Genomic DNA, 24,428 nt, shown 5'->3' on the forward strand with positions numbered 1-24,428 from the left:
AAACTATCCAATTTGGCTGTTAATAAATCCAAAATACCCAGCAGTTCGCTATGATATTTGGAGACCTGTGTTAGATGAGATCCAGGACAGAGTATTTAGGGATTTTCAAACCAGGATAGATACTACAAATATTTATATTAGGAGCGCCGTAGTCGATGGCGGAATAGTTCCGAATACCTTAAATTGGTGGGGTAAGGAAGTTGCCAAAGAAATTGAATATTACAGGGCAATTGTTCAAGAACACAAGCCAAAAATGCTGATCTCTTTTGGTGCTTTTCCTTTTGAATTTGCAAGGCGCGTCTTCGAAATTAAACCGGAAAAAGGACCTAAGGCTTGGAGCACTTCTATTTTGAAAAATGAGTTCGAGAAATCTATTGATGACTTTGATATAAATCAAACAAACAGGATTCCCTTACTGCGTCGAGTCATTGCCAGTGATAAATTCATAGAAACCCGTAATATTTTATCTCCGACTGACAGTGAGACTTATTTTCAACACGTTGGGACTAACATTGCGGAAAAGATTATTGAAAACAGGGATCAGCTAGATATTTGGATTAAGTGAATCGAGTACTAACCGTCTGAGGATTACTAATGCTGAAAGCGCAGAGCCCTTAACGAATGAATGGTGGTAACTCACTTTCCGTTAAGCGAAGGAAGTGTTTTTATTGAATAAGATTCTTATCATTGATGATGAAGAGCATCTGTGTTGGGCTCTCGAGAAAGGCCTCCGTCAGGAAGGATATCAGGTGATAACTGCCACCGGGGGGAAAGAAGGCCTAGAACTAATCCAGAATGAAACACCTTCCTTGGTTATTCTTGATCTCAAAATGCCTGAAATGGATGGGTTAGACGTATTGGTTAAGGCTAAAGAGCTTATTCCGAAGCTTCCGGTCATTATGATAACTGCCCATGGGTCAATTGACACTGCCATCGAAGCCATGAAACTGGGGGCAATTGACTATATTACCAAACCATTTGATCTTGATGAGCTCAAGATAGTCGTAAAACAGGCCTTAAAGGTTAGTCGTTTACGGGAAGAAGTTGTTTTTCTACGCTCAGAACTAAACAAAAAACACGGCCGAATTTTAGGCAACAGTTCGGCGATTCAAGAAGTTAATACACTAGTCGAAAGGGTAGCTGACAGTAATGCCACGGTATTAATTACCGGGGAAAGCGGGACAGGCAAAGAGGTTGCGGCGCTGTCGATTCACAACCTAAGCTATCGACGTGAAAAATCCTATGTGCCTATTAACTGTGCTGCACTACCGGAGTCATTACTGGAAAGCGAGTTGTTTGGCCATGAGAAGGGTGCCTTCACAGGTGCTGTGGTTCGAAAAACGGGTCGTTTTGAATTGGCTGATAAAGGAACACTTTTCCTTGACGAGGTCACTGAAATGCCACTGTCTATGCAAGTAAAGCTGCTGCGAGTTCTTCAGGAAAGGCAGTTTGAAAGGGTAGGAGGTACAGAAAGTATCAAAATTGATGTAAGGATTATTGCAGCTACTAATCGAGATCCGATGGATTGTATTAAAAAAGGGACTTTTCGTGAGGATCTCTACTACCGATTAAATGTTTTGCCGATTCACATTCCCCCCTTAAGATTAAGAACTGAAGATATCCCCTTATTGGTGATGCACTTTCTGCAAAAATTTAACCCCTCTCAGGAACAAATGATCTCTCCTGCAGCCTTGGGGTTACTGATGAATTACGAGTGGCCTGGGAATATCCGAGAGTTACAGAACGTGATTGAAAGGTCTGTTATTCTCTCTCAGGGAAATGATATCAAAGTACAGCATTTACCAAAGGAAATACAAAAACTTGAAAACAGTAAAAATGCGGCCGATCGTGGGTTGATTCTTAATTTCCCAGACAAGGGGATCTCCTTTGATGCGGTCGAAAGAGAGCTGATTCTTAAGGCTCTTGAGAAAAGTACTGGGAATCAAACTAAAGCGGCTCAATTGCTAGGCCTTACTCGATCGGCGCTTCTGTATAGGGCACAAAAGTACCAAATCAAGTTGTAGGAAAAACCACGAAATTGGTTACGATTGGCTAATTATTTCAAAGGGAGGTATATCATGAAGGTCACCTCTAAGTGCAGCCAATTAAAAAGATTAAAAGAAACAAGTTAGCATAGAAGTTATCATTCCCTGCAAAGGGTATCATATAAGAAGCAATCAAGAGACAGATAGCATTGGTGGGGCCAGTTGCTAACTGGTTGGAACTACCAAATGATGAAGCGAGAATGGTTAGCACAATACCTGAATATAAGCCGTAAGCGGGGTGAACACCTGCAATCATAGCATAAGCCATGGTTTGTGGTAACGCGACGACTGCAACCGTTAGGGCAGCAATTAGATCAAAGCGAAGGTTATTTCTGTCATAATTGATTAAGGTATCTAAAATCGGGATAAATTTAATGATGCTCATCATTATACCCCCAAACAAATTTTGTTTAACCTATTAGCTAAACTCGATCAAGTTTTAAAGTTTGAGAGGATTTAGTTCGTGAAATATGGTACTTTTAACCGCCTGCAATCCAATGGGGATATTCCACTAATTTGAATCTTTGCCTTGTATAAGGGGAAGATTCCCCCTTGTTTGTTTTCAAACAGCTAGAAGTCGATTGTCTGATTTCAAGCACGAGGGAAAATGGATTGTCAAACGAAGACAGAGAAGAAGGCGTACTTATCAAAGAATTGACGGGAAGCGTCCAATGAACAAGAACAATAAAAGGACCGAGGGCGCCTCGGTCGCTCATAGGCGCCCAGACTTTTTGAACCAGTTGCTTTGGGGTGAAATGATGACATTACGTCAATTTAGCGCTTTGTCTAAGGTTTCTTCATCACAATGCCAGAGCCAATAACCGAAGAAAACCAAGAACCCCCAAATGAATTTCCAAGCACCCATATTTATCGTCCTTTCTCCATTGCAATCTCTTCTAATTGTCGCTTATCAAATCCATATTTTAAGACCATCCTTGTTTTCAATTATCTTTTCGGCAATCTTGATTGCAATATCATGATAGTAATTTTCGATGTCTTCCCAATCTTTAAGGCTCTTAGTTTTCTTCGTTACTCGACAAACTAAAGGAATCCAATTTGTTTGGTTTATATCAAAGTTCGCAATAGATCGTTCAAATTCATCTGCTATGTTACTAGTACTCCAATACTTAGGCCCATTCTCAGGCCTTTGAACGAAGACGCGCCTAACAAACTCATTTGTAATGGTACCGAAAGTAATTAGAAGTTTGGGTTGATGTTCGAGGACACTTTCCCTTAAGAATGCAATTTCTTGAGCTACCTGTGCTTCACTTGAAGCATCAGGAACTCTTCCAATATCGCTAATCGTATTCATTATGAAAATATTTTTACTATTAATTCTGGCATGGAGTTTACGATATACCTGGTCCTGAATCTCATACATTATGAGAGACCAAATATCGTAAATATCAGCAGGATATTTGGGATTAACTAGTAGCCAAATCGGACAAGATCTATCTCCGGATTCTTTATTCATTCTATCAACAAACGTTAAATCATTATTAAGTACTAAGCTGGACAAACAAATCCCACCTTTCGATGCTAAATCCACTTTAAACGTGTAAAGAACGAATGCTTAGTTCCATCAGAATACTATGCGATTGATTTATTGATTTGATATAGACGGAATAATGTTATAATGTTAGTGTTGGTTTACCTTCTACCGTAGAATTGCACTGACTGTTACTGGATCTTGGATTTTTTCCTTGTTTCGAGAGTGGAATTTTCTCATCACTTCCACAATAAGCTTGCTCGTTTCCATCTCATTGTGGATATTGCATGAATCAAACACTTCTTGAACCCATTCGATGAATTGAGTAGTCTTCATAAGAATTACCCCCTCCTTAAATTAAGTTATCTCTCCTATTGTTTAATATGAGACCCATGAAGATGTTGGTTCTTACATTTATGAGATATTGAAGCAATACTTACCTTTATTTTCTGAGTATCACTTATGTAGTTATTTATGCAATTATCATGCCAGCCATTTTACCACTTTTTCTGTTATGCTTTGTATGTTTTCAGACATCTCAATCTGCGGGAAACTAAATTCCTTGAGCCCAGATTTACCATAAGCAACTTTTAAGTCTACAACTTGTGTTCTTTATAACAGGCATTAGGCTTTGTTTGATTTTGAACAACTGGAAATGAATTGCCTGAATTCATGCAGAGGAGGCGTTGGCCTGTTAAGAATTCTGAAAAATAAATCCTTCGCTTCTCAAATAATGATCACTGTTTCTGCCATCTTATTAATCCCCATTCTAGTGATGATGTATGACATCTTTTTTTCTGGTGCCAAAGATGAAATGCTTTTAAAAACAAAGGAAGAGCGCTTGGGTACCATGGTTAACGCCACAGTTCAAGGATTAACAGAAGTTCTGGACCGTGCAAATGTAGAATCCAACACCTCCCTCGCTCTTATGGATACAAGCATAATTGCAAATGCCTTTGATATAATTGCTAAACCATTGGCAGATGCAAACCCTGGAGTACGCCTGGGTCTTTACATTCCTGAAACAAAAGACCTTTTTGTAAATGGTTTTCTCCACCAATACAGGCCTCAAACACCCGAAGAAATCAAAGCGAGAGAGTATCGAATTTTAGACGAAGCTTCCTCAGGTCTAGTCGCTGTTAATGCTACAAAAAAACCACTTTCTCGTATCACCGGGTCACTTGGAAACCAAACCTTTGAATATTTAATGCCGGTAATGCAGCAGGGAAAACTAATTGCTATAGCTTGGGCAGACGAGCAGGTTCATCCGGTCTTTGCCCAGAGTAGGCAATTTAGCCTAATCACTCGATACCTGACGCTTTTTGGACTGATCTTTGGTCTAGGAGCCGCTCTTTATGTCATTCATAACTTGGCCACTGAAGTACAGATGATTAAAAATGGAATCCTGCGTATGCAGGAAGATAGTAACAAGCGGCTACCTGCCATGCCGGGGGAAATCGGAGAAGTCGTCCAAGCCATTAACAATATGGCTGATAACCTAAAGAAAAAGAAACGACTGGAAGAAGAATTAACGCGATCCGAAAGACTCGTAGCGCTTGGTCGCCTCGTTACAGGAGTTGCCCATGAATTAAGAAATCCCTTGGGGATTGTTAAAGCGACTGTCCAGGTTATGGAGGGAGAATTTAAAAATCAAGAGGGGTTGAAGGAATATACTCGGGTTATTTGTGAGCAAATAGATCGAGGCAATAACGTTATTAAAGAGTTGTTGGATTTTGGTCGTCCTAGTAAACCTATCGTTAGTCCCACCGAGATGAATAGTTTATTAGAATCTGTTCTTACCTTTACCTATCCAATGTTACGGCAAAATAAAATTGGGCTGGAGAAAAGGTTTGAATCAAATCTCTCTCTGGTAAACATTGACATGGATCGAATGAAACAGGTCTTTGTTAATTTAATTTTAAATGCTATTCAAGCAATGCATGGTGGCGGTAAACTTATCATCAAATCAATGGCCAAAGAAGAGACCATTGAAGTATATTTTATCGATTCGGGATCCGGCATTGAGGCCAATGATCTTCCTCGGATTTTTGATCCATTTTACACGACAAGAGACGATGGGACTGGTTTAGGTCTGTCCATCAGTTATCAAATTATTCACATGCACATGGGTAAAATTTGGGTTTCTGAAACTTCCCCTAAAGGGACTACAATGGCGGTAAGTATACCTAAATCGAACCTGCATCCATTAAAAGAGAGTTTATTACTTTATTAATCTCAGAGTGAAAAAAATTGCTACGAAGAAAAACTACTTTTTCTTCGTAGCAATTTTTTTGATAATAGTTCTAATTAATTATGAAAGAATTGAAAGGTGATAGTTATAGTCTTTAAATGCCGTGGAGAAGATTCTGAGAAGCAAACACTTAACTGGTAGCACCTTTTTCGTACAGAGAAAGAGCAAAGGATCTAAAATAATGATAATTTCAACTGATATCAGAGAAAAAGTTCTTATAGTGTTTGTTTTGGCAATAGCGTAAATCGATTAAGAGCATATTGAATTGCTATAGACGCAATGCTATCACAATGATAACCTTTACTTGTGAGTATAGTCACATAACAGAAGTGAAAGGAGGTTGCTCTGACTTAATGACTTCCGAGGAAGTTTCTAAGCTTTGTGGCTGTATGGGCCTTTAGTGATTTGAGGGATTACATGGACAAACAAAGTTGGAAAGTGTTCTAGTCACAAAAGATTCTAATAAAAAAAGCAGCCTCGAAAGGCCGCTAAGAAATTTAATCGTAATGATATTATATCACAAATGAAGGAAAAGTGTGTCAAGTGCTAGGTGATTTTTCTTGTAAGGTGGTCGTTAGTGCCCCTTAGAACCGCATAAATAGGCACCTTAAAAAAAGAGAGAGAGGTGTAGAAATATGAGTGGCAACAATACAAAACGAGTTTTCTTTATTTTGCTTGGTATAGCATTGTTTTTCGTATTCTTTTATGCTCCACAATTTGGACCGGCGGTAGATCCCAGCGGTAAAGCCTTTGAGTTAAGTCAACAAGGTAAAGCAGCAATTGGTTTATTCTTTCTAGCCAGTATTTGGTGGGTCTTTGAAGTAACTCCCATCGGGGTTACTAGCCTAATGATTGGTGTTGTTCAAGCCTTATTCCTAATTCGTCCAGCTAAGGAAGCGTTTAGGGATTTTATGGATCCCACGGTTGTATTTATTTTAGGATCTCTACTCATTGGTTTAGCTTTCACTAAAGCCGGAATAACTAAGCGAATCGCTTATAAAATGTTAGATGTGGTGGGTGAAGATACCCGAAAGATTTTATTAGGAGTCTTTATTATTACGGCATTATTAACCCATATTATGGCTCACACTGCCGTAGCGGCTACTATGTTTCCGATTTTAGTGACAATTTTGGCCTTGTATAATGGAGAAAACTCCGATGGCAAACCCACCAAATTTGGTAAGGCTTTGTTCATAGGAATGGCCTACACTGCAGGAGCAGGAAGTATCTGTACCCTCTTAGGTGGGGCACGTAACCCCGCAGCGGTTGGTTTCTATACTCAGTTTACTGGTAAAGAGGTTTCTTTTGTTGACTATTCCATTCACATGGCCCCCTTTGGATGGGCAGCAGTATTTCTTATTTGGGCACTGTTATTGGTCATTTACAAGCCTGAAAAAACTCATATCCCTGGCTTACGTGCTAAGGCGAGATCCGAGTATGCAAAACTTGGACCAGTTAGCAAACAAGAAAAATTTGTTGGGACCGTGGTGTTCTTTGCTTTGGTAATGCTTGTATTACAAGCCATTATCCCAGCTTTAAAGACCATGGACCGTTCAGTTCCTTTGCTGCTAGCAGGAATATTATTCTTCCTCGCCAATGTATTGACGGTTGAGGATCTGGAGAAAAAAATTCCTTGGAACATTATTTTATTATTTTCCGGTGCCATGAGTATTGGCTTCTGCCTATGGCAGACAGGTGCCGCTCAATGGATTGCGATCAAGTGGTTAGGAATGATATCTGGTGCACCCTGGATAGTGTTCTTATTAGCTGTTTGCTTCTTGGTATTGATCATGACGAATTTTATTATGAATGTAGCAGCTATTGCAATTACCTTACCTGTAGCTCTTGTTATGGCTCAGTATTTAGGCGTTAATCCAGAGCTTGTTCTCTATGGTGCCGTAGCAATGGCGGGTATGCCTTTCTTACTGCTGATTGGTGCAGCTCCTAACGCCATGGCCTATGAATCTAAGCAGTTTACGACAGGCGAATTTTTCGTGAGTGGTATTCCTGCAAGCGCACTAATCATGGGCATCTTGGTAATCATGACATTTACCTACTGGCCACTGGTAGGTTTGTCTCCGCTTCTGAAATAGATAAGTATGTATTAAGAGCGACTTAGATAATAGTTAGAATCGAGGGAACGTGTCTCTCAAGAAATAAAAAAAGGCAGCCTCGAAAGGCCGCTAAGAAATTTAATCGTATTTAAATTATATCACAAAATTCTGACTATGAGAAGCCGGCTATCACAACAAATGTTAACAGATTCACGTCAAATGATTTGTTAATTGGGTCGAAGTAACCTAAAACTATGAAGGGTGGGGATTCGTTGGCCGGCTTTTCACGCGATAAATATATCCCTTTAGTAGACAGGGATTCAGGAGATAAAAGCTATCCAATTTGGCTATTAATTAATCCAAAATACCTTGATGTTGTCAATTATATTTGGAAACATGTCTTAGATGAGATACAAGACAAAGTTTATAGGGAAATACATTCCAGAATTGATACAACTAATATTTACATTAGGAGTGTTGTCAGTGATTGTGGAATAGTCCCTAGTTCATTAAATTGGTGGGGAGACGAAGTAGTTACAGAAATTGAGTTGTTAAGGAATTTTATTCTTGAATACAATCCAAAGATGCTGATTTCTATTGGTGGGTTTCCCTTTGAATTCATGAGACGTGTCTTCGAGATCAAGCCAGAAAAAGGACCTAAGTATTGGAGTTCTTCAATTATAAGGAATGAATTTGAAATATCAATTAAGAATTTCGATGTGAACCAAACAAATATGATTCCCTTACTTCGACGAGTGATTGGGAGTGATATGGTCTTAGAAACAGAAAATTATTTGAGTCGCAATGACAGCGAACAGTACTTTCATGATGTAGGAACAAAGCTCGCTGAAAAGATAATTGAAAATAAGGATAGTTTTAAAATATGGGTGAAGGAGAAAAATGATCAAAACAATACTTTTTAAGATTGTGGGGATGGACAATGGAAGTTAAATGTGTGGCTAGTATTGATTTCACTTCTCTCCATGAGTTAAAGGCGTTCATTAGAATAGTGAAAGAAGCCGGTGGAAGCGTTTCACTCAGCGGGGAAATACCAGACGATAGCTCAATATTAGACAATCCAATTCTTATTCCTAATATCGAATCAGACAGTATATCTAGTTCGGAGGTTAAAGATCACGTTACAGAGAAATCGGCTACGTGTACACTACTAGAATCGGTTTCTAATTTCCCAGGGTTGGCTACACGTGCCAAGTAAAAGCGTTTATAGCCGTAGCTATTTGTTTTCGCCTTAGAAATACCGTCCTAGAAAGGATCCTGCTTGCTTTAAGTGGTAAGGATCTCCACCGCAATCCAAGAATCGTTCATAGTGATAAACCCAATCATCAATTTCTGGAACGACTTCTTTCCAGGATCTAATGCCCAAAATCTTGTAATACCAATACATCATTTGAGAGTTAACAAGCTTTGATGAGTTGCAGTACTTCTTTTCAAATTCTAAAAGAAATTCTAAGGATTCATTAGCATTTTCCAACTATTTCACCTTCCCTCTATGCGACGGTTGTCTAGCTCTTTCTTATAACTAGAATTACCATTATATAAATTAATTATAAGCATTTTGTTTTCCTATATACGAGATAAAAATACAATGATAATCTTTAATTAGGATTATTTCAGACAAATAAGAAGTAAGGAGGCTAGATTTTCAAATTAAGGTCCATGAAGAATTAGGGCTTGATATTATTAATAGAAAGCAGACTGAAAAGGTCGCTAAGAAATTTAATCGGTTTTCGTTATGACGCAGAAAAAATTCTTACACTTAACATTTCGCTCCAAGTGAAAGGAGGGTTAATAATGAGAGAAGAATCCCTTAATTATGGGGTCGGGAACACTAGAGGCACGTTTTTAAATGTTGTACCAGTGAATCGACCGGAGGGTGAGCGTAATTTCAAGTTTGAATTATATAATAATAGGGTTCGGGCCAAACGGCCTATAGCAACTCTTACGACAAATGTGGGGACAGTTTTCCTAGAAGGTATGGTCAAACGATCGTTTAAAGCAACTATGGAGATTAGACCGGATGTGCCATTTAGCCAAGAAGAGTTACACGATCTACCAGCTGACGTTGCCACACTGATGATTCGGGAGTTAGGCGGTAACCCCTCAGAAGAACAGTTTATTATTCAAATAACTTGCTCGATCAGGGACGCTTCAGGCGAAAAGAAAAATCATATTGTTTCAGAAACTTGGATGAGCGGTAATATAGATTTTAAGCATTACAATATTTTTTCCAACAGTTCTTTAATCGCATCTTTTGGGTAAGGGCTTAGGCCTCAGAATAGTAGCTAAAGCGCGAAAAACCTTACAGCAGTTAAGTGTTGTACTATTTGAGAAAGGGTATTTGAGATGAATGAAGCAAAGTTTAATGTACTTCTTTACTCGAATGAGTCACAGCATGACTTTTGGGGAGTTGTATACTCCGCTATTTTATTAACGAATATGCCTAACATGCATTTAGACATTGTGCAGCTAAAAGAAAGCAATGACGGCTCAATGGGTGCTAAAAATAGTCTCATTAATTCTTGGCCGATCAGCCCACCCCTGAATTGGATGATAGATATTATGGGGGGGGGCTGATTCGGGCGCTATAAGTAGGTATAATGAAATTCTAAGCAAAACCAATGAAGTTTTTTTATATAGAGCGGAAGACGTTAGTCATCAAGTGATATATTGCAATCCGAGTATTCCCGAGGCGGTAGACGCACTTCTCGAGTATACAAGAAAAAAGTCAATTGCCCTAATAGTTATGAGCACTCGGAGACTTACAACTCTAAAAGACTTAATTTTTGGCAGTTTAGAGCATACCTTACAAAATAGGTCACCAATTCCGGTATTGTCGGTTAAGAATCTACCTCTCGATTTTCCTAATAGTATGAGATCAAAAACGAACCTGAAGGTTATCCGAAAATGACTTGCAAGAGAGAATTTGCTCAACGACTTGGTTACCAAGAAGCCTAAAATTGCCTTAATTTTATAGTATTGAGATTTATTGGAAGTGTTGCATTTGCTACACTTCTTTTTATATCCACTTGACGCCAGCGGCACCCGACCATCACCATTCATGGCCATCGTTTGATGCAGAAGACTTTGTCAGGTAATTATTTTTTTGAATTGGACAAGAAAGTCATTAGATATTTCAATTATCAGGGATTTGTTCTTTATATTCATTAATATGGGGTTTGAGAGATTTTTCCCATTACAAGAGTAACTATCTAGGTAGGAGTAACTGGGCTTGCTTCTATTACAAATAACGCACGATTTTGGCGTCATGACACAAATTAGGGGATTATTCCATAGATATCATTGATTGTGGGGATATGTATTAACTATAGACACCTCTGGAATGCAGTGCTAAGGTTAACTTGTGAAAGGAATTTCTAAAGAAGGAGAGGTGAGCTATTACTTTTGTTTCATATAGGTCCAGATAATGAAGAAAAGGAACCTGTCTATCTTGAAGTGTTTTAAGCAAAAAGTTAAAACTAAATATTGTTCTAAAAATCACAAATCACAAATCACAAATTACAAAAAAGTGGAACGCGTTGGATCAGTTTAGCAATGAAGTTCAAGAGGCGTTCTCAAAAAAAAGCAGTCTGTAAAAGACCGCTAAAAGAATTTGACATTAGTTATTATATCATAAATCTCCGAAAAAGTGAGGTTTTGTAATAACTAAAAGCTCCAATTGAACTAAAGATCAATGGAGGAGGGAAGATGACTATGAAAATTTTATACAACTCTTTAATGGGCGCCGCTAGGGCTCATGCTCAATGGGAGATTGAAACTTCCTTTAATATTATCAAAAACAGGAAGAAATTATTGATACTGTTCATAATGGCCCTGCCCTTGCTTATTCCAGCAATGGCTCATGCTGCAGCTACTCTACCGGCCTTTATCGGTGGTAAAGCTGCCTTCGGACCATCCTATTTTTCACCGGAAACTTTTTACGGCTCCATAGCCGTGGGTGTCATTGCAGGTCTTATTACAGGCTGCATAGGAGCTGGCGGGGGCTTTGTTATCACGCCTGCGCTGATGAGCCTAGGAGTAAAAGGAATATTGGCAGTAGGAACTGACATGTTTCACATCTTTGCTAAGGCAATTATGGGCACCACCTTGCACAAAAAAATGGGTAACGTTCATGCGGGTCTGGCCATTGCCTTTTTGGTTGGTTCTGGACTGGGAGTCACAGGCGGCGGTAAGTTAAATCGCGAATTATACAATTTCAACCCTGTAATGAGCGATTTCGTAATAAGTGCTATATACGTGGTTCTGTTGGGATTCCTGGGATTCTTCGCTATGAGCAAATATTTTGAAAATAGGAAAAATGCGCCTAAGGACGGTGGCGACGCTCACGGAGGCCCAGAGACAATGACATTACTAGGAGTTAAGCTACAATCCATAAACCTTGCTCCTATGATTAAATTTGATGAGCACATGGTCCCCGGCGGAAGAAAGATATCCGGCATCTTTGTAGCAATATGCGGAGCATTGACGGGCTTCTTAGCTTCAATACTAGGTGTTGGCGGCGGTTTCGTTACCTTTCCAATGTTTGTTTATGGTCTCGGGATCTCCACCGCAACCACTGTGGGCACAGATATATTTCAAATTATCTTTACAGCAGGCTACGGTTCCATTGCACAGTACGCTATCTACGGTTATGTATTCTACACCCTAGCCATGGGTATGCTACTGGGTTCGTTATTCGGCATCCAAATAGGCGCTATCACCACCAAGGTGGTCCCCGGTACGCAGATCCAGGCCTTCTATGCCTTGGCCATAATGGCGGGCTTTGTCAACAGACTATTTGCTTTGCCCGAAAAATTGGCAAAAATGGGCTATATCACTATGACTGACTCTACTGGCGCGTTAATCAACTCGATAGGAGTCTGGTTATTCTTCGGCCTAATTTCCATCTTTGCCGTCTGGATTATAGGCACATTTATTGTTAATATACCGAAGCTTCGGGCAGAGTCTGCTGCGGATGATGTTAAGGTTACCAAAGGAGGTGTTACCCAATGAGTGTAGTTCGAAACAAAAAGACTTTTGGCATCGGAGTTGCATTGCTCGTGAGTTTTGTACTAGTCTACGTTGGCATGATGTCTCCCAACTTCGGTAACGGCAGAAATGGTCTGGAATACGCAGACGATATGTTTAACTCTTTGTCAAAAGGCTCGGCCTATTTCATGAAAGACGCTCAAAAAGTTGCTGAAAGTCAAAAGGGAAAAAACATCAACCTCACCGTTAAAGCTTCATCACCCGCAGATGCCGAAAAATGGGGCGAATTATACACTACAGCTGGCGCCACTGTGACTGTTAAAGAATCCTCAGTGACCATCGATGGAGATTTCGGAAAAATCCTAGGCGCCGTCGTAGCTGATAGCGACTTAATGTATCACAATGATAGTAAAACAGTGGAAGCAAAATATGGTTACGATGGCCGTGAAGCAACCTACAACTGGAACAGCTCATTAAAGAAAATTGATGCCGCACTGAAAGCTAAATCGCAGTTTCTAGAAGGATCTGCCTTGCTCAAAGTCCAGCAAAAGGCCCTTGAGCCGGGCTACAATTACTATGGAGTAGAAATAAAGAAGGTAAGTGAGAATAAAGGAAGTCTCATTTTCCTGCTCAGCTTCTACCTTGCATACACGTTATGGTACGGTTTTGGACTCTTCTACCTCTTTGATGGTCTTGGTATTGTCGTTGGAAAATCGAAAAAGAAGGTAGCCTGAAATTGAGAATTGAGACCAAATATCAGTGTTCTTTTGGGGACATTAGTCTCTACTGGAGACTAATGTCTTCTCGCCGGTAAGTGTTGCTTTTGGGATAGCTGCTTCGGCAAAAGTAATCCTCAGCACGATCGTATTGATTAAGAGCGGTGCGCTTCGATGAAAGGAGTATTTGCATGAATGATGCTAAGTTTAACGTACTCCTCTATTTTAATGATTCACAGCAGGCCTTTTATGCGGCTGTTCATACTGCTATACTACTGAAGAATATGCCCAATATGCATTTGACTGTCGTACAGGTGCAAGAAGGCTGTGAAGACTCTAAAATTACAGAATATAGTTGGATCGATACAAAAGACCTAGTAAATTGGGCTTTGGCAAAAAGTAACGGAAAGGGAAATAAATATCGTTGGCCGATAAGCTCAACCTCGAATTGCCTGAAGCATGTTTTTGACAGATCTAATGTCTCCGTTAAAAACAAATATCATGAGATTCTCTCCGATACTAACGGGGTATTTTTAGAGAGAGCAGAGAACGTCAATCATGTTATGATATATTGTAATCCAGGTATTTCTGAGACTTTGGCGGCACTTTATGACTATGCCTCAAAAAACTCTTTTAATTTGATCATTATGGGTACACAGGGACTTACTACATTGAAAGTTTTGCTTTTTGGTTTGTTAATCAATAACTCTCCTATACCCTTGATGTTAATTAAAAAGCTTCCCCAAGTTTTTAATAAGTAATTAGATAAGGTTTTTAAGAAATACCTGTTAAACCGATTTTCATGTTCCATATTTTTCAGCCTTAATCTGTTGATGAGGGGACTGTGAGATGATTAAGAAAGAGTCCGGGGAAAGAAGTAATCCAATTTGGGTATTATTTAATCCAAAACACCCAATAAGCCACGACAATTGGACACCTGTATTAGATGAAATTCAGGATAAAGTATATAGAAAAATAAATACTAGAATTGAAACTTCGAAGATTTATTTAAGAAATGCGGTTAGCGATAGCAGGATTATTCCTAATACTTTAAATTGGTGGGGACCCGAAGTAGCTAGAGAAATCGAGTTGTTCAGGGAAATTGCCTTTGAGTATAAACCAAGAATTCTAGTTTCTTTAGGTGCTTTTTCTTTTGAGTTTTTGAGACGTGTCTATGAGATAACACCTGAAAAAGGGCCTAAGGCTTGGAGTACTTCAAACTTAGGAGATGAATTCGAAAGATCAATGGAGGGCTTTAATATTTATAAAACGAATCTTATTCCCTTACTCCATCGAGTTGGAGCGAATTCAAGTTTTATTGACACGGATAATCATTTTTGCAGAAAAGACGGCAAAAATTACTATCGTTATGTTGGTAGTAAATTAGCTGAAAAGATTATTGAGAATAAGGATCATCTCAATATTTGGATTCAATAAGGCCGGTTTTACTATTTAATCGGTCTTCAAGGGTTACTTGAGGACCGATTGAATTAAAACCAAAGCAAGCAATAAACCAGATAATCAATTTAAGGGGTCCTATGTGTTATAAATCCTTCGTGGTAGACTAAGATTATCTACTATGAAAGGATTTTATTTATGAGACTAACACTTCTACTTTTGCTTATAATGTTCTATGCTCTTATTGTAAATGGATAAAAGATGTAGTCAGGGACCATGGAATTGTTCATAGTCAATGATATAATTGTACTACGACTGTGTTGGGTGATTTCATGTTGACTTGCAAGGAGGTAAGTATGTTAATCATTGATCGATTTGAAGGAGATTGGGCGATTATCGAAACAGAAAATCGTGACACGTTTAATTTGCCACGCATCGTTTTACCACCAGGGATTAAAGAAGGGGATGTTATAAGCATACATGTGGGTATTGACGTAGTAGCGACAAAGGAACGCACAGAAAAATCTAAACACAGGTTAGATAACCTCTTTGATGAGTAGGAATGGAGTTGCTTAATTGTTCTTTCGGAATAGGCGGGTTAGCTTACCGCTGATTATCTTGTCTTTCTTTCTTCTTGCTGGCTGTGGTACAACAGACAAGGCGATGCCACTTGGTACGGCACCCAATCAAACCCTATTACAAGTCCATTTCCTTGATGTTGGTCAAGCGGATAGCATTTTAGTGATTGCTCCAAACGGCCAGACAATTCTTGTGGATGGTGGAAATGCTGATGACGGTCCTGGGATCGTAAGTTATCTGAAATCCCAGGGAATCAAGGAACTTTCAGCCATCGTTGCAACTCACCCACATGAAGACCATATTGGTGGACTAGATACCATCATGCACAGCTTTCCGCCAAAACAGGTTTATATGACAAATGGTACTTCTAATACAAAAACGTATGAGGATTTTATTTCGGCAGTCAATGCCAGCGGTGCTAAAAAAATTAGAGCTAAAGCCAGAGTTAGGCTAGATGTGACAGGCCTATCAGGGGAATTCCTAGCACCTAATAGTGACCAATATGACGATCTCAATAACTACAGTGCGATCTTAAAGATTACCTTTGGGAAAGTTTCCTTCCTATTAACAGGAGATGCTGAAGATATATCGGAGGCAGAAATGTTAAGTCTTGGGCAGAATTTACAGGCTACCGTGTTAAAGGTTGGACACCACGGTAGTACAAGTTCAACAACAAGTACATTTCTAAAAGCTGTTGATCCAAAGTACGCAGTGCTATCCGTTGGAGAAAACAATAGTTATGGGCATCCTGCTCAAGTGACGTTGAATAAACTGGCTAATGCGGGGGTGCAAATGTATAGCACAGATCAAGCGGGTACTATTGTTGCCACTTCGGACGGAGATACCGTAAAGTTAGCTGCTTCCAGCCCGTCGTCAAGCCCCAAAGCCGTACAGCCAGTTCCTGCTATAGCAACTGGTTCGTTAATAATTTCAGCGATTGATTTAAGGGGTGAAGTTGTTACCTTAATAAATAGTAATGAGAGCACGGTTAACCTTACTGGTTGGAAGTTAGTTAGCGAAGAAGGCAATCAAACATTTATTTTCCCATCGGGCACAAAATTACCCGGAGGTGAGACGCTTAAAGTTGTAAGCGGGAAAAATGCCCAAACCCAAGCTGGAACAAATGTCCTTGTTTGGACGGAATCAAATATCTGGAATAATGAGGGTGATCCAGGAATGCTTTACGATGCTCAGGGGCAGTTGGTATCCCGAAAATAGAGTAAAAACTAGCAATAAGGCAGGAAATTTCTGCTTTATTGCTAGTTTAAATTCAGAAGCTATTACTGCTGTTTATATTGGGGTTCTTGCTGTTCAATATATTGCGCTCGTCCCTTCAATTCGTTTAAAGCAGAATCAAAGGTTTGGGCAAGTTGTTCAAAGCTCTTTTTTGCCTGTTGATCTTGAGTTTCTAGGGCAAAGGTCTTCATGGTTGCAGCGGCGTTTTGAACCGTTGCTATCGCTTGTTGCATCTGTGTACCTACTGTCATCGGTAATCACCTCCTTTTTAGAGTATCCCGTTTTTAACCTTTAGGTCTGAAGATGAGTGCCCCCATGAAAGCAAAAATAATTGCCGCTGATATGCCTGCACTGGTAATCTGAAAGATACCAGTCAGGACTCCAATAGGACCGGTAGAATCAAATTCCTTAAGAGCACCCTTGACCAATGAATTTCCGAAACTACTAATCGGTACGGTCGCTCCTGCACCGGCAAATTTAATCAGTGGATCATAAAGCCCCAATCCTCCCAAGACTGCTCCAGTTACGACTAAAGTAACTGTTGTGTGAGCGGGAGTTAGTTTAAGTCCATCTAATAACAATTGTCCAATGACACAAATAGCTCCTCCAATCAAAAATGCCCAGAGAAATTTTTCCATTGTGACAGCTCCTTATAGTTCAATACTTACCGCATGGGCAACCGATGGAATACTTTCTTTCTGCTGGTAAGACATAGGGGATAAGAGGGCACCGGTTGCGATGACCAATAGTTTTTTGATTTCGCCTTTGCGCATCCGATTTAGAAAATGTCCAAACGTTGTCGTTGCAGCACAGGCACACCCACTTCCTCCAGCCAATACGATCGGCTGATCCTTTCTATAGATCAATATACCGCAGTCTGTAAAAATTTCTTCGGGGATGTTCAAACCATGTTTCTTTAATAGGTCACCAGCGATTCTATGTCCTACTCTGCCTAAGTCACCAGTTGCGATAACGTCATAATAAGAAGGGTCTTTATTTAAGTCTCTGAAATGAGCCTCAATAGTATCTACTGCCGCTGGAGCCATGGCCGCCCCCATATTGAAGGGGTCAGAAAGGCCCATATCTATGACTCGACCAATAGTAGCAGAGGTTACTTTCGGACCCTCTCCGTGATCTGCAACCAAGGCAGCACCTGATCCCGTCACGGTCCATTGAGCTGTAGGCGGCTTTTGGGCACCGTATTCCGTGGGATATCGATATTGTTTTTCTGAAGCAGCATTATGACTTGAGACACAAACGAGAGCATTTTTTGCAAATCGACTATCGACAAGTAGGGAAGCCAAAGCCAAACCTTCCATTGAAGTAGAACATGCACCATAAAGACCAAGAAAGGGAACCCCCAGTGTACGAGCAGCGAAACTGCTGGGGACAGTCTGGTTCATGAGATCTCCGGCTAACAAAAACTGGACATCTACTTTTTTCAGATTGGCTTTTTTTATGGCTGTCTCACAAGCTTGCTCCTGAAGTTTCTTTTCCGCTTTTTCAAAGCTATCTTGTCCCAGCCAGAAATCTTCGTGGAGGAGATCAAAATCCTCAGCCAAAGGACCTTGTGCTTCGTGGGGACCGCCCACTGCTGCAGAGGCAATGATTGTGGGCTTGGAATCGAAAACCCATGTTTGATGACCTTGAAGCATTTACATCACACCCAATGCTCTAGAAATTATAACGACCAATGAGACAACAAACGCCGAGAAAACACCATAAACGATAACTGGGCCAGATATTTTAAACATATTACCGCCAACTCCAAGCACATAACCTTCACTTCGGTGGTCAATCGCTGCGGATGCCATGGTATTAGCAAAACCTGTCACTGGAATGATGGTGCCCGCTCCGGCCCATTGGGCAATATGGTCAAAAACACCAAGACCAGTTAGTAACACAGTCAGGATTATCAAAACTGCTACGGTAGGGTTTCCGGCACTTTCTTGGGAAAAATGAAAGTATGTAACAAAGAACATCTGTATACCTTGACCGATTACGCAGATCAGACCTCCTACCAAAAAGGCCTTAAGGCAATTTAAGACAATCGGTCTTTTTGGTTCTCTGGCCTGGGCAAAGGCTTGGTATTCCAGCTGAGTTGGAGTAAGCTTTTTTTTCTTTTTGTTGGACATGTGGCACTAACACCTCTAAATTCATTAATTTAACAAGTAAGGACGCAATTTATCTAAAAGATTCTCAATCTTTTGAGAGTTTTTCAGATACATGCTCTTGGCATTTTTGTTCTCCGTTTGTAGAGAAAACGTTGAGAGATCTGCTTGAACTTTTTGAAGGTTAGCATAGAGTAACTCTTTTACCTTAGGCTTGGGGATTTCAACAGCATCATCAAAAAGGTCTAAGAATAAGTCCCCGGAGGAGTCGACCTGACCCAGAAACACATTTTCCTGGGCAACTCCCATTTTTTCAAGTTCGACCTTAAGCCATTCTTGGTTTAGACCTAAAGAGAAAAGGGGCTCATTAAGGATATTCCCATCCATGATGACTGTTTGGGGTTCAGCCTGAGGTGCTACTTTTTGGCCTAGATCGTGGGCAGTTACCGGTTTCTGATCAGATTTCAGATAAGCATTAATCTCACCGTTCGTCTCCATGACTGCAAACTCTACGTCTGTAAGATTAAAGATGTTCTTGGAACGTAGTTCAGCCAAAAGGTCTTCTCCGGTCATTCTGACTTGGAGAAGGTTTTCCTCCATGATCTTGCCATGCTTAATTAAGACGTTCTCTTTTCCATTGATCAACTGATGAATTACTTCACTCTTAATCGCTAAAAGATCAAGGGCTAAGGGAAGGACAAGCCAGGTTAGCAATACTATAAACCCCGGTACGAGGGCTATGAGGTTTAAGGACATTAAAGTGGTCACGATGGCTAGAACGATATAGCTCATCAAATTAAAAGGTTTTACTTTGCTTATACTCCTTTTTCCTATCAGCCTTACAGAGAACCAAACTAAAAAAAATAATACTAGTGACCTTATAATGAGATAGACCGGTTCCTCCATAGTTTCACACCCTTTTTAATTACCTTTATACTGAGGCTCTTCCAATTCAAGATTTTTTAGTCGATCTTCTAAATCGCTGATAATGTTATCGGCTATTTCTAAGGAATTAGTGTAAACCGATTGAATTTCGTCATCTCTTGTTTGCAGAGTATACATATTTAACGTTCCCCGAACTCCTTTTAAACTTGCTAAGGTTTGTTTTACCTGCGAAGCAACCGTCATTTTCATCAACCTCCATTTGGATGATGTTAGTATAACAAATACCTCCCTTTTTAATGCCTGATAATTGGAGAATTGATCAATATTCCCAAAATAGTTGAGACGAATTGTAATAAGTAAATGAGATTGAAGTGTTGCATGAAGCTTTCAGAAGGGCTAATATCTATATATCTCCTGATATGTACATAGAGAATCTTATAATGCAGCCAAGATCTTAGAAATATTAATAGGGATTAGCTAGACAAAGTTGTAAAAGGTAGAAAGAAGAGGATGAAGGTTAAAGAGAATAGCAAAAGTAGGTATCATGGTTGGAACATAGTCATGGCAGCTTCGATGATAACTCTGTTGACCGTAGGATTTAGGCTGGGGGTTGGCCCTTTTGTCAAACCAATTATAACGGACTTAGGGATGTCTCGAACGGACTTTTCACTGATTGTGGCCATTAGTGCACTAATTTATGGAGTAGGGATGCCATTAGCCGGGTTTCTGTTAAAACGGTATAGCACACGTTTTGTCTTGATAATCGGCGTGGTCATGGTTTGCATCTCTCTTGTATGGACAATTTTGACCACGGTTATTTTGTTGACCGCCAGTGGAATATCTTATCAGTTACCGAACATTACACACCCAATTAGCAAGCAGAAGCACTTTCAAGCATCATGAGATTGTTCAAAAACTGGAGTACAAATGGATACAACCATTTGATACTCCAGTTTTGTAGTACTAGGGAGACAGACACATCTGGCTCGCCGATAGACATATAATGGAATGTATAGAATAAGATGGGATTAAATGCCCTGGTTTTGATGCTAGGAAGTATAAAGCCAATTGATATAATCAGAATGAAACTTTCTGGGAGTATCAGTGCAACTTAGGCTAACGCCCGCGCTTAGAAGGCTTCTCCGCTAAACTAACACGTGCGAAGACAGTGTCTTCGGGCACTAGCCGATTTTCTATACAGCGCTTATGATATGGGAGGTGAATTTCCATGGAAATAGGTATGCTGGCTCTTCTCGGGAAGACGGTTTCGGTCATGGAGAATCTAAAATCTCTTACTATTTCTTCGCTAGAAAGCCGTTCGATTGATGAGTGGCGTTAAACATTAAGAGGTCTTTCTCAGGAACTCGGGAAGGAGGAAGGCTATGATCGAGGTAAAGGAACTGACCAAAGTATATCGCGAAGGGCGAGGAATATGGAACATTAGCTTTCAGGTCGATCAGGGAACAGCGTTTGGATTTCTCGGTCCAAACGGAGCAGGGAAGACCACGACTATCTGCCTATTAATGGGGTTTTTGAGGCCTGATTCTGGACTAGTCACGATCAACGGTTTTGATTGCTGGAAAGAAAAGACGGAAGTGAAGAAGATCGTCTGTTACCTTCCTGGTGAACTTCATTTTATGGAAAACCTAACAGGCCTTGATTTTTTAGATCTTATCGCTGGAATGCACAGTGATTGTCTTCAAATAAAGAAGAACCGAGATCATTTCGTTCGTTCTCTAGACTTAGATTTAAAGATTCCCATCCGGAAGATGTCTAAAGGGATGAAGCAGAAGTTGGGGATTATATCAGCCTTGATGTTGGATGCCAGTGTGCTCATCCTCGATGAACCGACTTCAGGACTAGACCCCTTAATGCAAAAAGTATTTATTGATTTAATCCTCGAGGAAAAGAAAAAGGGGAAGACTTTGTTTATGTCTTCCCACCAATTTGCGGAGATTGAACGCACGTGTGAACAGGTCGGAATTATTCGAGAAGGGAACCTTCTAGCCGTTCAAAGTATTTCTCAACTTAGAGAAGCAGAGTATCAAACCTTCGAAATCGAAGTCGAGAGTGAAGAGGACGCTGAGCTTCTCAAGCAGAGTCAGTTAGAGCTAACCCCTATTCAAGGGAGATGCTTCGTCATCCGTATTGCGGGTGAACTGGATAGACTGTGGTTGGTTCTCGCCCAAGTTCGTGTCAAAGGCTTTAAGCAACGTTCTCTGGAGTTAGAAGAGGCTTTTATGGATTTTTTTCGATAGTCGTCAAAATTTTGGCCGAGAGGCTTAGTGGCAAACTAAGGTGGGGTGACTATGAATAGGGCATTGTTTCGAGCGATGTTTAAGCAGTATCGCAAGAAAGTAGCTGCCATCTCAACTGGTATTATCCTTTATGAAGGACTCTTAACCTGGGTTTACCCTGTGATTGCTAAAAATCCAGCTGTTACGCAGGTCGCAGAGTCTATGCCATCAACGGTCAAGACTGTGTTTGGAATCTCTGAAAATGCCCGGATCGATACCTTCGAGGCCTTTATATCGGGCCAGTTTTTTGCAAGGATCTGGGTAATGCTCATGGCCTTATATGGAATTCAAACGGCAAATGCCGTTCTTGCGAAGATGGTGGATGATGGATCATTGGCTTTTCTTCTCTCTACACCAGTATCGCGAAGTGAGATTCTTGCAACTCAAACTGTCGTTTTAATGAGTACAACCGCGATTCTTGTCGCGGCTACGATCCTTGGCCTATATTTTGGAACATTTTGTTCGAGAATTAAAATAAATTATGCGCGTTATTTTCGATTAGGGCTCTTAGGAGTGGCCTTTTTCTCGCTCATAGAAATCTATAGTCTCTTTTTTTCAGCTTGGTTTGTTGAGGAAGAAAGGGCTTTAGCTTATGCTTCGGGGTTGACGTTGGCCTTTTACGGACTGGATATTGTGGGTGGGCTCAGTAGTAAATTATCCTGGCTCAAAAACTTCTCTCTTTTCCAATGGTTTCAGCTGCAAGAGGTACTAGAGGGGACAATAGATCCTACGTGGACTATTATAGGGCTAAGTGTCGCTTCAGCGCTTCTATGGTACTTGACCAAAAAACTATTTGAAACCCAGGATCTAGCTATTTAGTGATTATAAGATCAATTTGGCGCCAAATAAGAGAGCGGCGAAATATTTGACTCTCTTGTGAGGCGCTCGGCAAAATGGGTTTAATGGGGCAGCTTTTTACGAAGTAAGGTGTAGTACATAACCAGTGCTAAAAGAGTGAAAATAGCTGAGCTGCCATACATGTATACGTAGCCCATTTTTTGTGCTAAGAAGCCGAGAGTAACAGCGCCCAGCCCAATGCCTAAGTCCATTGCCATGGCAAATGTTGCATTGGCTGCGCCTCTGCGTTCGGGTGGCGATAAGGATATAACCAGGGCGTTTAATATTGGATGTACAGTTCCAAATCCAAGACCGTAAACAACACCGACGAGCAGAAACATAGGCATAGAAGTTGCTGTAACCAGCAAAAGCAGAGCGATAGCTATTAATAATATTCCGGGAACTAGAAATTTTCGCGCACCATACCGATCAGCCATTTTCCCGATGATCGGACGGCCAAACAATAATACCAGAGCATAAACCGTAAAAAACATCCCTATGTTTTCAACTCCCCGGTAGTTCGCGTAGGAAGGTAAAAAGCTAATTATTCCTCCATAGGTTAGGGTGATAAAGAACAAAACCAAAGCAGGAGGTAGCGCGGTCTTTTCTAGGATTACACCTTTTACAAGTGGAGCTTTGGCTTGATTTTTACGAGGGGCTTCATAATTGATAAAAAACGAGCCTGCCAATCCAAGCGCGGCGAGAATCGCTGAACCTGTAAATAAGACGGAGTAACTGCTGTACTTGACGAGGTATAACCCTAATGCTGGCCCAAGAGACATGGCGATGGTGGCAGCTATTCCGTAATAACCCATTCCTTCGGCTCGCCTGGAAGCCGGTATTACGTCTGAAGCCATTGTTCCAGTGGCAGTAGTAGATGCACTCCAGCCTACCCCATGAACTACTCTAAGAGCTAGTAAAGTAATGATAGAAAAGGTAAGGTGGTAGGCGAGTGCTGAAACAAGGAAAATCCCAACTCCGATGATGAGTATTGCTTTTCTTCCTTTCCGATCAAGCAAGTTACCAAACCAAGGGCGTACTAAAACAGCGGAGAGCGTAAAAAGAGCGACAATTGTTCCGGCTACGGTCTCATTACCTCCTAGGGTTTGGGCATATAATGGAAGGGTCGGGAGTAGCATGTACATCGATAAAAACATACAAAAGGAGACAACCAGAATTAAAAAGAAAGTCTTGTTCCATATTTGGGCTTCTGGTACGGGATTAGCTTTGAGCATTTGTTATCATCCTCACGTTTCTCTTCTTATTATTTTTTCCGATCATTATTCACTACAGCATTGGCGGCCATTTTTTTCAATAACCCGAGTGCAGTTTCCGCTTCCTTTTCAGATAGACCCGAGGTGATGATATCAGCCCATTCTAAAAGGGTCTCATGAACATACGGCTTTACTTCAAGAGCTTTGTTGGTAAGAAAAACTCTATAGGCCCTTTTATCGACTTTGTCAACTTCCTTTGATTGTATTCTAGTCAATTTTGAAGTCCTGGTCTATAATATCATTAGAAGG

At 40.4% G+C, this 24,428-nt stretch carries 29 protein-coding genes and 1 pseudogene; 18 read left to right on the plus strand and 12 right to left on the minus strand.

Annotation, left to right across the window (positions count from 1 at the left end; genetic code table 11):
* Window positions 1-565, plus strand: a 565-nt coding sequence (locus tag JL57_RS21545) for a hypothetical protein (protein ID WP_034143996.1), incomplete at its 5' end; no start/stop codon positions are given.
* A 103-nt stretch (window positions 566-668) separates the two neighbouring features.
* Window positions 669-2,024 (plus strand): sigma-54 dependent transcriptional regulator, encoded by a 1,356-nt coding sequence (locus JL57_RS21550; RefSeq protein ID WP_034140220.1) that lies wholly within the window; start codon window positions 669-671, stop codon window positions 2,022-2,024.
* Window positions 2,025-2,100: 76 nt separating this feature from the next.
* On the opposite strand, the pseudogene JL57_RS21555 reads toward JL57_RS21550, so the two are convergent.
* The 3 genes and pseudogenes from JL57_RS21555 to JL57_RS35160 all read right to left on the minus strand — a co-directional run.
* A pseudogene (locus JL57_RS21555) lies at window positions 2,101-2,430 on the minus strand (SulP family inorganic anion transporter); the annotation flags it as partial.
* A gap of 525 nt (window positions 2,431-2,955) precedes the next feature.
* Window positions 2,956-3,564, minus strand: coding sequence for a hypothetical protein (locus JL57_RS21560; RefSeq protein ID WP_034140222.1), 609 nt, complete (start codon window positions 3,562-3,564; stop codon window positions 2,956-2,958).
* A 138-nt stretch (window positions 3,565-3,702) separates the two neighbouring features.
* Window positions 3,703-3,870: a hypothetical protein gene (locus JL57_RS35160; protein ID WP_291299561.1), complete on the minus strand. Its 168-nt coding sequence runs from the start codon at window positions 3,868-3,870 to the stop codon at window positions 3,703-3,705.
* A 355-nt stretch (window positions 3,871-4,225) separates the two neighbouring features.
* Between JL57_RS35160 and JL57_RS21565 the strand changes: the two genes are divergently transcribed.
* The 4 genes from JL57_RS21565 (at window position 4,226) to JL57_RS21580 (ending at window position 9,055) form a co-directional block, all read left to right on the plus strand.
* Entirely contained in the window at window positions 4,226-5,767 is a 1,542-nt protein-coding gene (locus JL57_RS21565; RefSeq protein ID WP_034144040.1) for an ATP-binding protein, read from the plus strand.
* 653 nt (window positions 5,768-6,420) lie between these two features.
* Window positions 6,421-7,878: an SLC13 family permease gene (locus JL57_RS21570; protein WP_034143997.1), complete on the plus strand. Its 1,458-nt coding sequence runs from the start codon at window positions 6,421-6,423 to the stop codon at window positions 7,876-7,878.
* 233 nt (window positions 7,879-8,111) lie between these two features.
* On the plus strand, window positions 8,112-8,762 hold the full coding sequence (locus tag JL57_RS21575; RefSeq protein WP_291300388.1) for a hypothetical protein: 651 nt from the start codon (window positions 8,112-8,114) through the stop codon (window positions 8,760-8,762).
* Between the two features lie 17 nt (window positions 8,763-8,779).
* A complete protein-coding gene (locus tag JL57_RS21580; RefSeq protein WP_034143999.1) occupies window positions 8,780-9,055 on the plus strand; it encodes a hypothetical protein in 276 nt (91 codons plus the stop codon).
* 33 nt (window positions 9,056-9,088) lie between these two features.
* On the opposite strand, the gene JL57_RS21585 is transcribed toward JL57_RS21580, so the two are convergent.
* Window positions 9,089-9,331, minus strand: a complete 243-nt coding sequence (locus JL57_RS21585) for a hypothetical protein (RefSeq protein ID WP_034144000.1) — start codon at window positions 9,329-9,331, stop codon at window positions 9,089-9,091.
* Window positions 9,332-9,651: 320 nt separating this feature from the next.
* Here JL57_RS21585 and JL57_RS21590 point away from each other — a divergent pair, with 320 nt between their 5' ends.
* From JL57_RS21590 to JL57_RS21625, 9 genes are all read left to right on the plus strand, one after another.
* Window positions 9,652-10,119, plus strand: a complete 468-nt coding sequence (locus JL57_RS21590) for a hypothetical protein (RefSeq protein WP_034144001.1) — start codon at window positions 9,652-9,654, stop codon at window positions 10,117-10,119.
* Window positions 10,120-10,203: 84 nt separating this feature from the next.
* Window positions 10,204-10,434, plus strand: coding sequence for a hypothetical protein (locus JL57_RS35165; RefSeq protein WP_291300389.1), 231 nt, complete (start codon window positions 10,204-10,206; stop codon window positions 10,432-10,434).
* A gap of 169 nt (window positions 10,435-10,603) precedes the next feature.
* A complete protein-coding gene (locus JL57_RS35170) occupies window positions 10,604-10,768 on the plus strand; it encodes a hypothetical protein (RefSeq protein ID WP_291300397.1) in 165 nt (54 codons plus the stop codon).
* 803 nt (window positions 10,769-11,571) lie between these two features.
* Window positions 11,572-12,870: a sulfite exporter TauE/SafE family protein gene (locus JL57_RS21600; protein ID WP_034144002.1), complete on the plus strand. Its 1,299-nt coding sequence runs from the start codon at window positions 11,572-11,574 to the stop codon at window positions 12,868-12,870.
* Complete coding sequence (locus tag JL57_RS21605) at window positions 12,867-13,580, plus strand: hypothetical protein (RefSeq protein ID WP_034144003.1); 714 nt, start codon at window positions 12,867-12,869, stop codon at window positions 13,578-13,580. Before JL57_RS21600 ends, JL57_RS21605 begins: the two co-directional genes overlap by 4 nt.
* 173 nt (window positions 13,581-13,753) lie before the next feature.
* Entirely contained in the window at window positions 13,754-14,323 is a 570-nt protein-coding gene (locus JL57_RS21610) for a universal stress protein (RefSeq protein ID WP_034144004.1), read from the plus strand.
* Window positions 14,324-14,411: 88 nt separating this feature from the next.
* On the plus strand, window positions 14,412-14,999 hold the full coding sequence (locus tag JL57_RS21615; protein WP_034144005.1) for a hypothetical protein: 588 nt from the start codon (window positions 14,412-14,414) through the stop codon (window positions 14,997-14,999).
* 317 nt (window positions 15,000-15,316) lie between these two features.
* Window positions 15,317-15,520, plus strand: a complete 204-nt coding sequence (locus tag JL57_RS21620) for a DUF3006 domain-containing protein (RefSeq protein WP_034144006.1) — start codon at window positions 15,317-15,319, stop codon at window positions 15,518-15,520.
* Between the two features lie 16 nt (window positions 15,521-15,536).
* Complete coding sequence (locus JL57_RS21625) at window positions 15,537-16,757, plus strand: MBL fold metallo-hydrolase (protein ID WP_034144007.1); 1,221 nt, start codon at window positions 15,537-15,539, stop codon at window positions 16,755-16,757.
* 62 nt (window positions 16,758-16,819) lie between these two features.
* Here the strand turns inward: JL57_RS21625 and JL57_RS21630 are convergent, their stop codons facing one another.
* From JL57_RS21630 to JL57_RS21655, 6 genes are read right to left on the minus strand one after another with little or no spacing between them, the layout of a single operon-like run.
* Complete coding sequence (locus tag JL57_RS21630) at window positions 16,820-17,026, minus strand: DUF1657 domain-containing protein (RefSeq protein WP_034144008.1); 207 nt, start codon at window positions 17,024-17,026, stop codon at window positions 16,820-16,822.
* A 33-nt stretch (window positions 17,027-17,059) separates the two neighbouring features.
* Complete coding sequence (gene spoVAE / locus JL57_RS21635) at window positions 17,060-17,413, minus strand: stage V sporulation protein AE (protein ID WP_034144009.1); 354 nt, start codon at window positions 17,411-17,413, stop codon at window positions 17,060-17,062.
* 12 nt (window positions 17,414-17,425) lie between these two features.
* Window positions 17,426-18,430, minus strand: a complete 1,005-nt coding sequence (gene spoVAD / locus JL57_RS21640) for a stage V sporulation protein AD (protein ID WP_034144010.1) — start codon at window positions 18,428-18,430, stop codon at window positions 17,426-17,428.
* Entirely contained in the window at window positions 18,431-18,910 is a 480-nt protein-coding gene (gene spoVAC, locus JL57_RS21645; protein WP_034144011.1) for a stage V sporulation protein AC, read from the minus strand.
* Between the two features lie 24 nt (window positions 18,911-18,934).
* A complete protein-coding gene (locus JL57_RS21650; RefSeq protein ID WP_034144012.1) occupies window positions 18,935-19,792 on the minus strand; it encodes a DUF421 domain-containing protein in 858 nt (285 codons plus the stop codon).
* A gap of 15 nt (window positions 19,793-19,807) precedes the next feature.
* Window positions 19,808-20,014 carry a DUF1657 domain-containing protein gene (locus JL57_RS21655; protein WP_034144013.1) on the minus strand — a complete coding sequence of 69 codons (207 nt, stop codon included), beginning with the start codon at window positions 20,012-20,014 and terminating at the stop codon, window positions 19,808-19,810.
* Between the two features lie 267 nt (window positions 20,015-20,281).
* On the opposite strand from JL57_RS21655, the gene JL57_RS21660 reads away from it, so the two are divergent.
* The 3 genes from JL57_RS21660 to JL57_RS21670 all read left to right on the plus strand — a co-directional run bounded on the left by JL57_RS21660 (window position 20,282) and on the right by JL57_RS21670 (window position 22,887).
* Entirely contained in the window at window positions 20,282-20,674 is a 393-nt protein-coding gene (locus JL57_RS21660; RefSeq protein ID WP_034144014.1) for an MFS transporter, read from the plus strand.
* 479 nt (window positions 20,675-21,153) lie between these two features.
* Window positions 21,154-22,029: an ABC transporter ATP-binding protein gene (locus JL57_RS21665; protein WP_034144015.1), complete on the plus strand. Its 876-nt coding sequence runs from the start codon at window positions 21,154-21,156 to the stop codon at window positions 22,027-22,029.
* A gap of 51 nt (window positions 22,030-22,080) precedes the next feature.
* Window positions 22,081-22,887 (plus strand): ABC transporter permease subunit, encoded by an 807-nt coding sequence (locus JL57_RS21670; protein ID WP_034144016.1) that lies wholly within the window; start codon window positions 22,081-22,083, stop codon window positions 22,885-22,887.
* 80 nt (window positions 22,888-22,967) lie between these two features.
* Here the strand turns inward: JL57_RS21670 and JL57_RS21675 are convergent, their stop codons facing one another.
* Together JL57_RS21675 and JL57_RS21680 are read right to left on the minus strand one after the other, a co-directional pair.
* Window positions 22,968-24,140 carry an MFS transporter gene (locus tag JL57_RS21675; protein ID WP_034144017.1) on the minus strand — a complete coding sequence of 391 codons (1,173 nt, stop codon included), beginning with the start codon at window positions 24,138-24,140 and terminating at the stop codon, window positions 22,968-22,970.
* Window positions 24,141-24,169: 29 nt separating this feature from the next.
* Complete coding sequence (locus JL57_RS21680; protein ID WP_291300390.1) at window positions 24,170-24,394, minus strand: hypothetical protein; 225 nt, start codon at window positions 24,392-24,394, stop codon at window positions 24,170-24,172.
* Between the last annotated feature and the right edge of the window lie 34 nt (window positions 24,395-24,428).

Source organism: Desulfosporosinus sp. BICA1-9 (assembly GCF_000802135.1).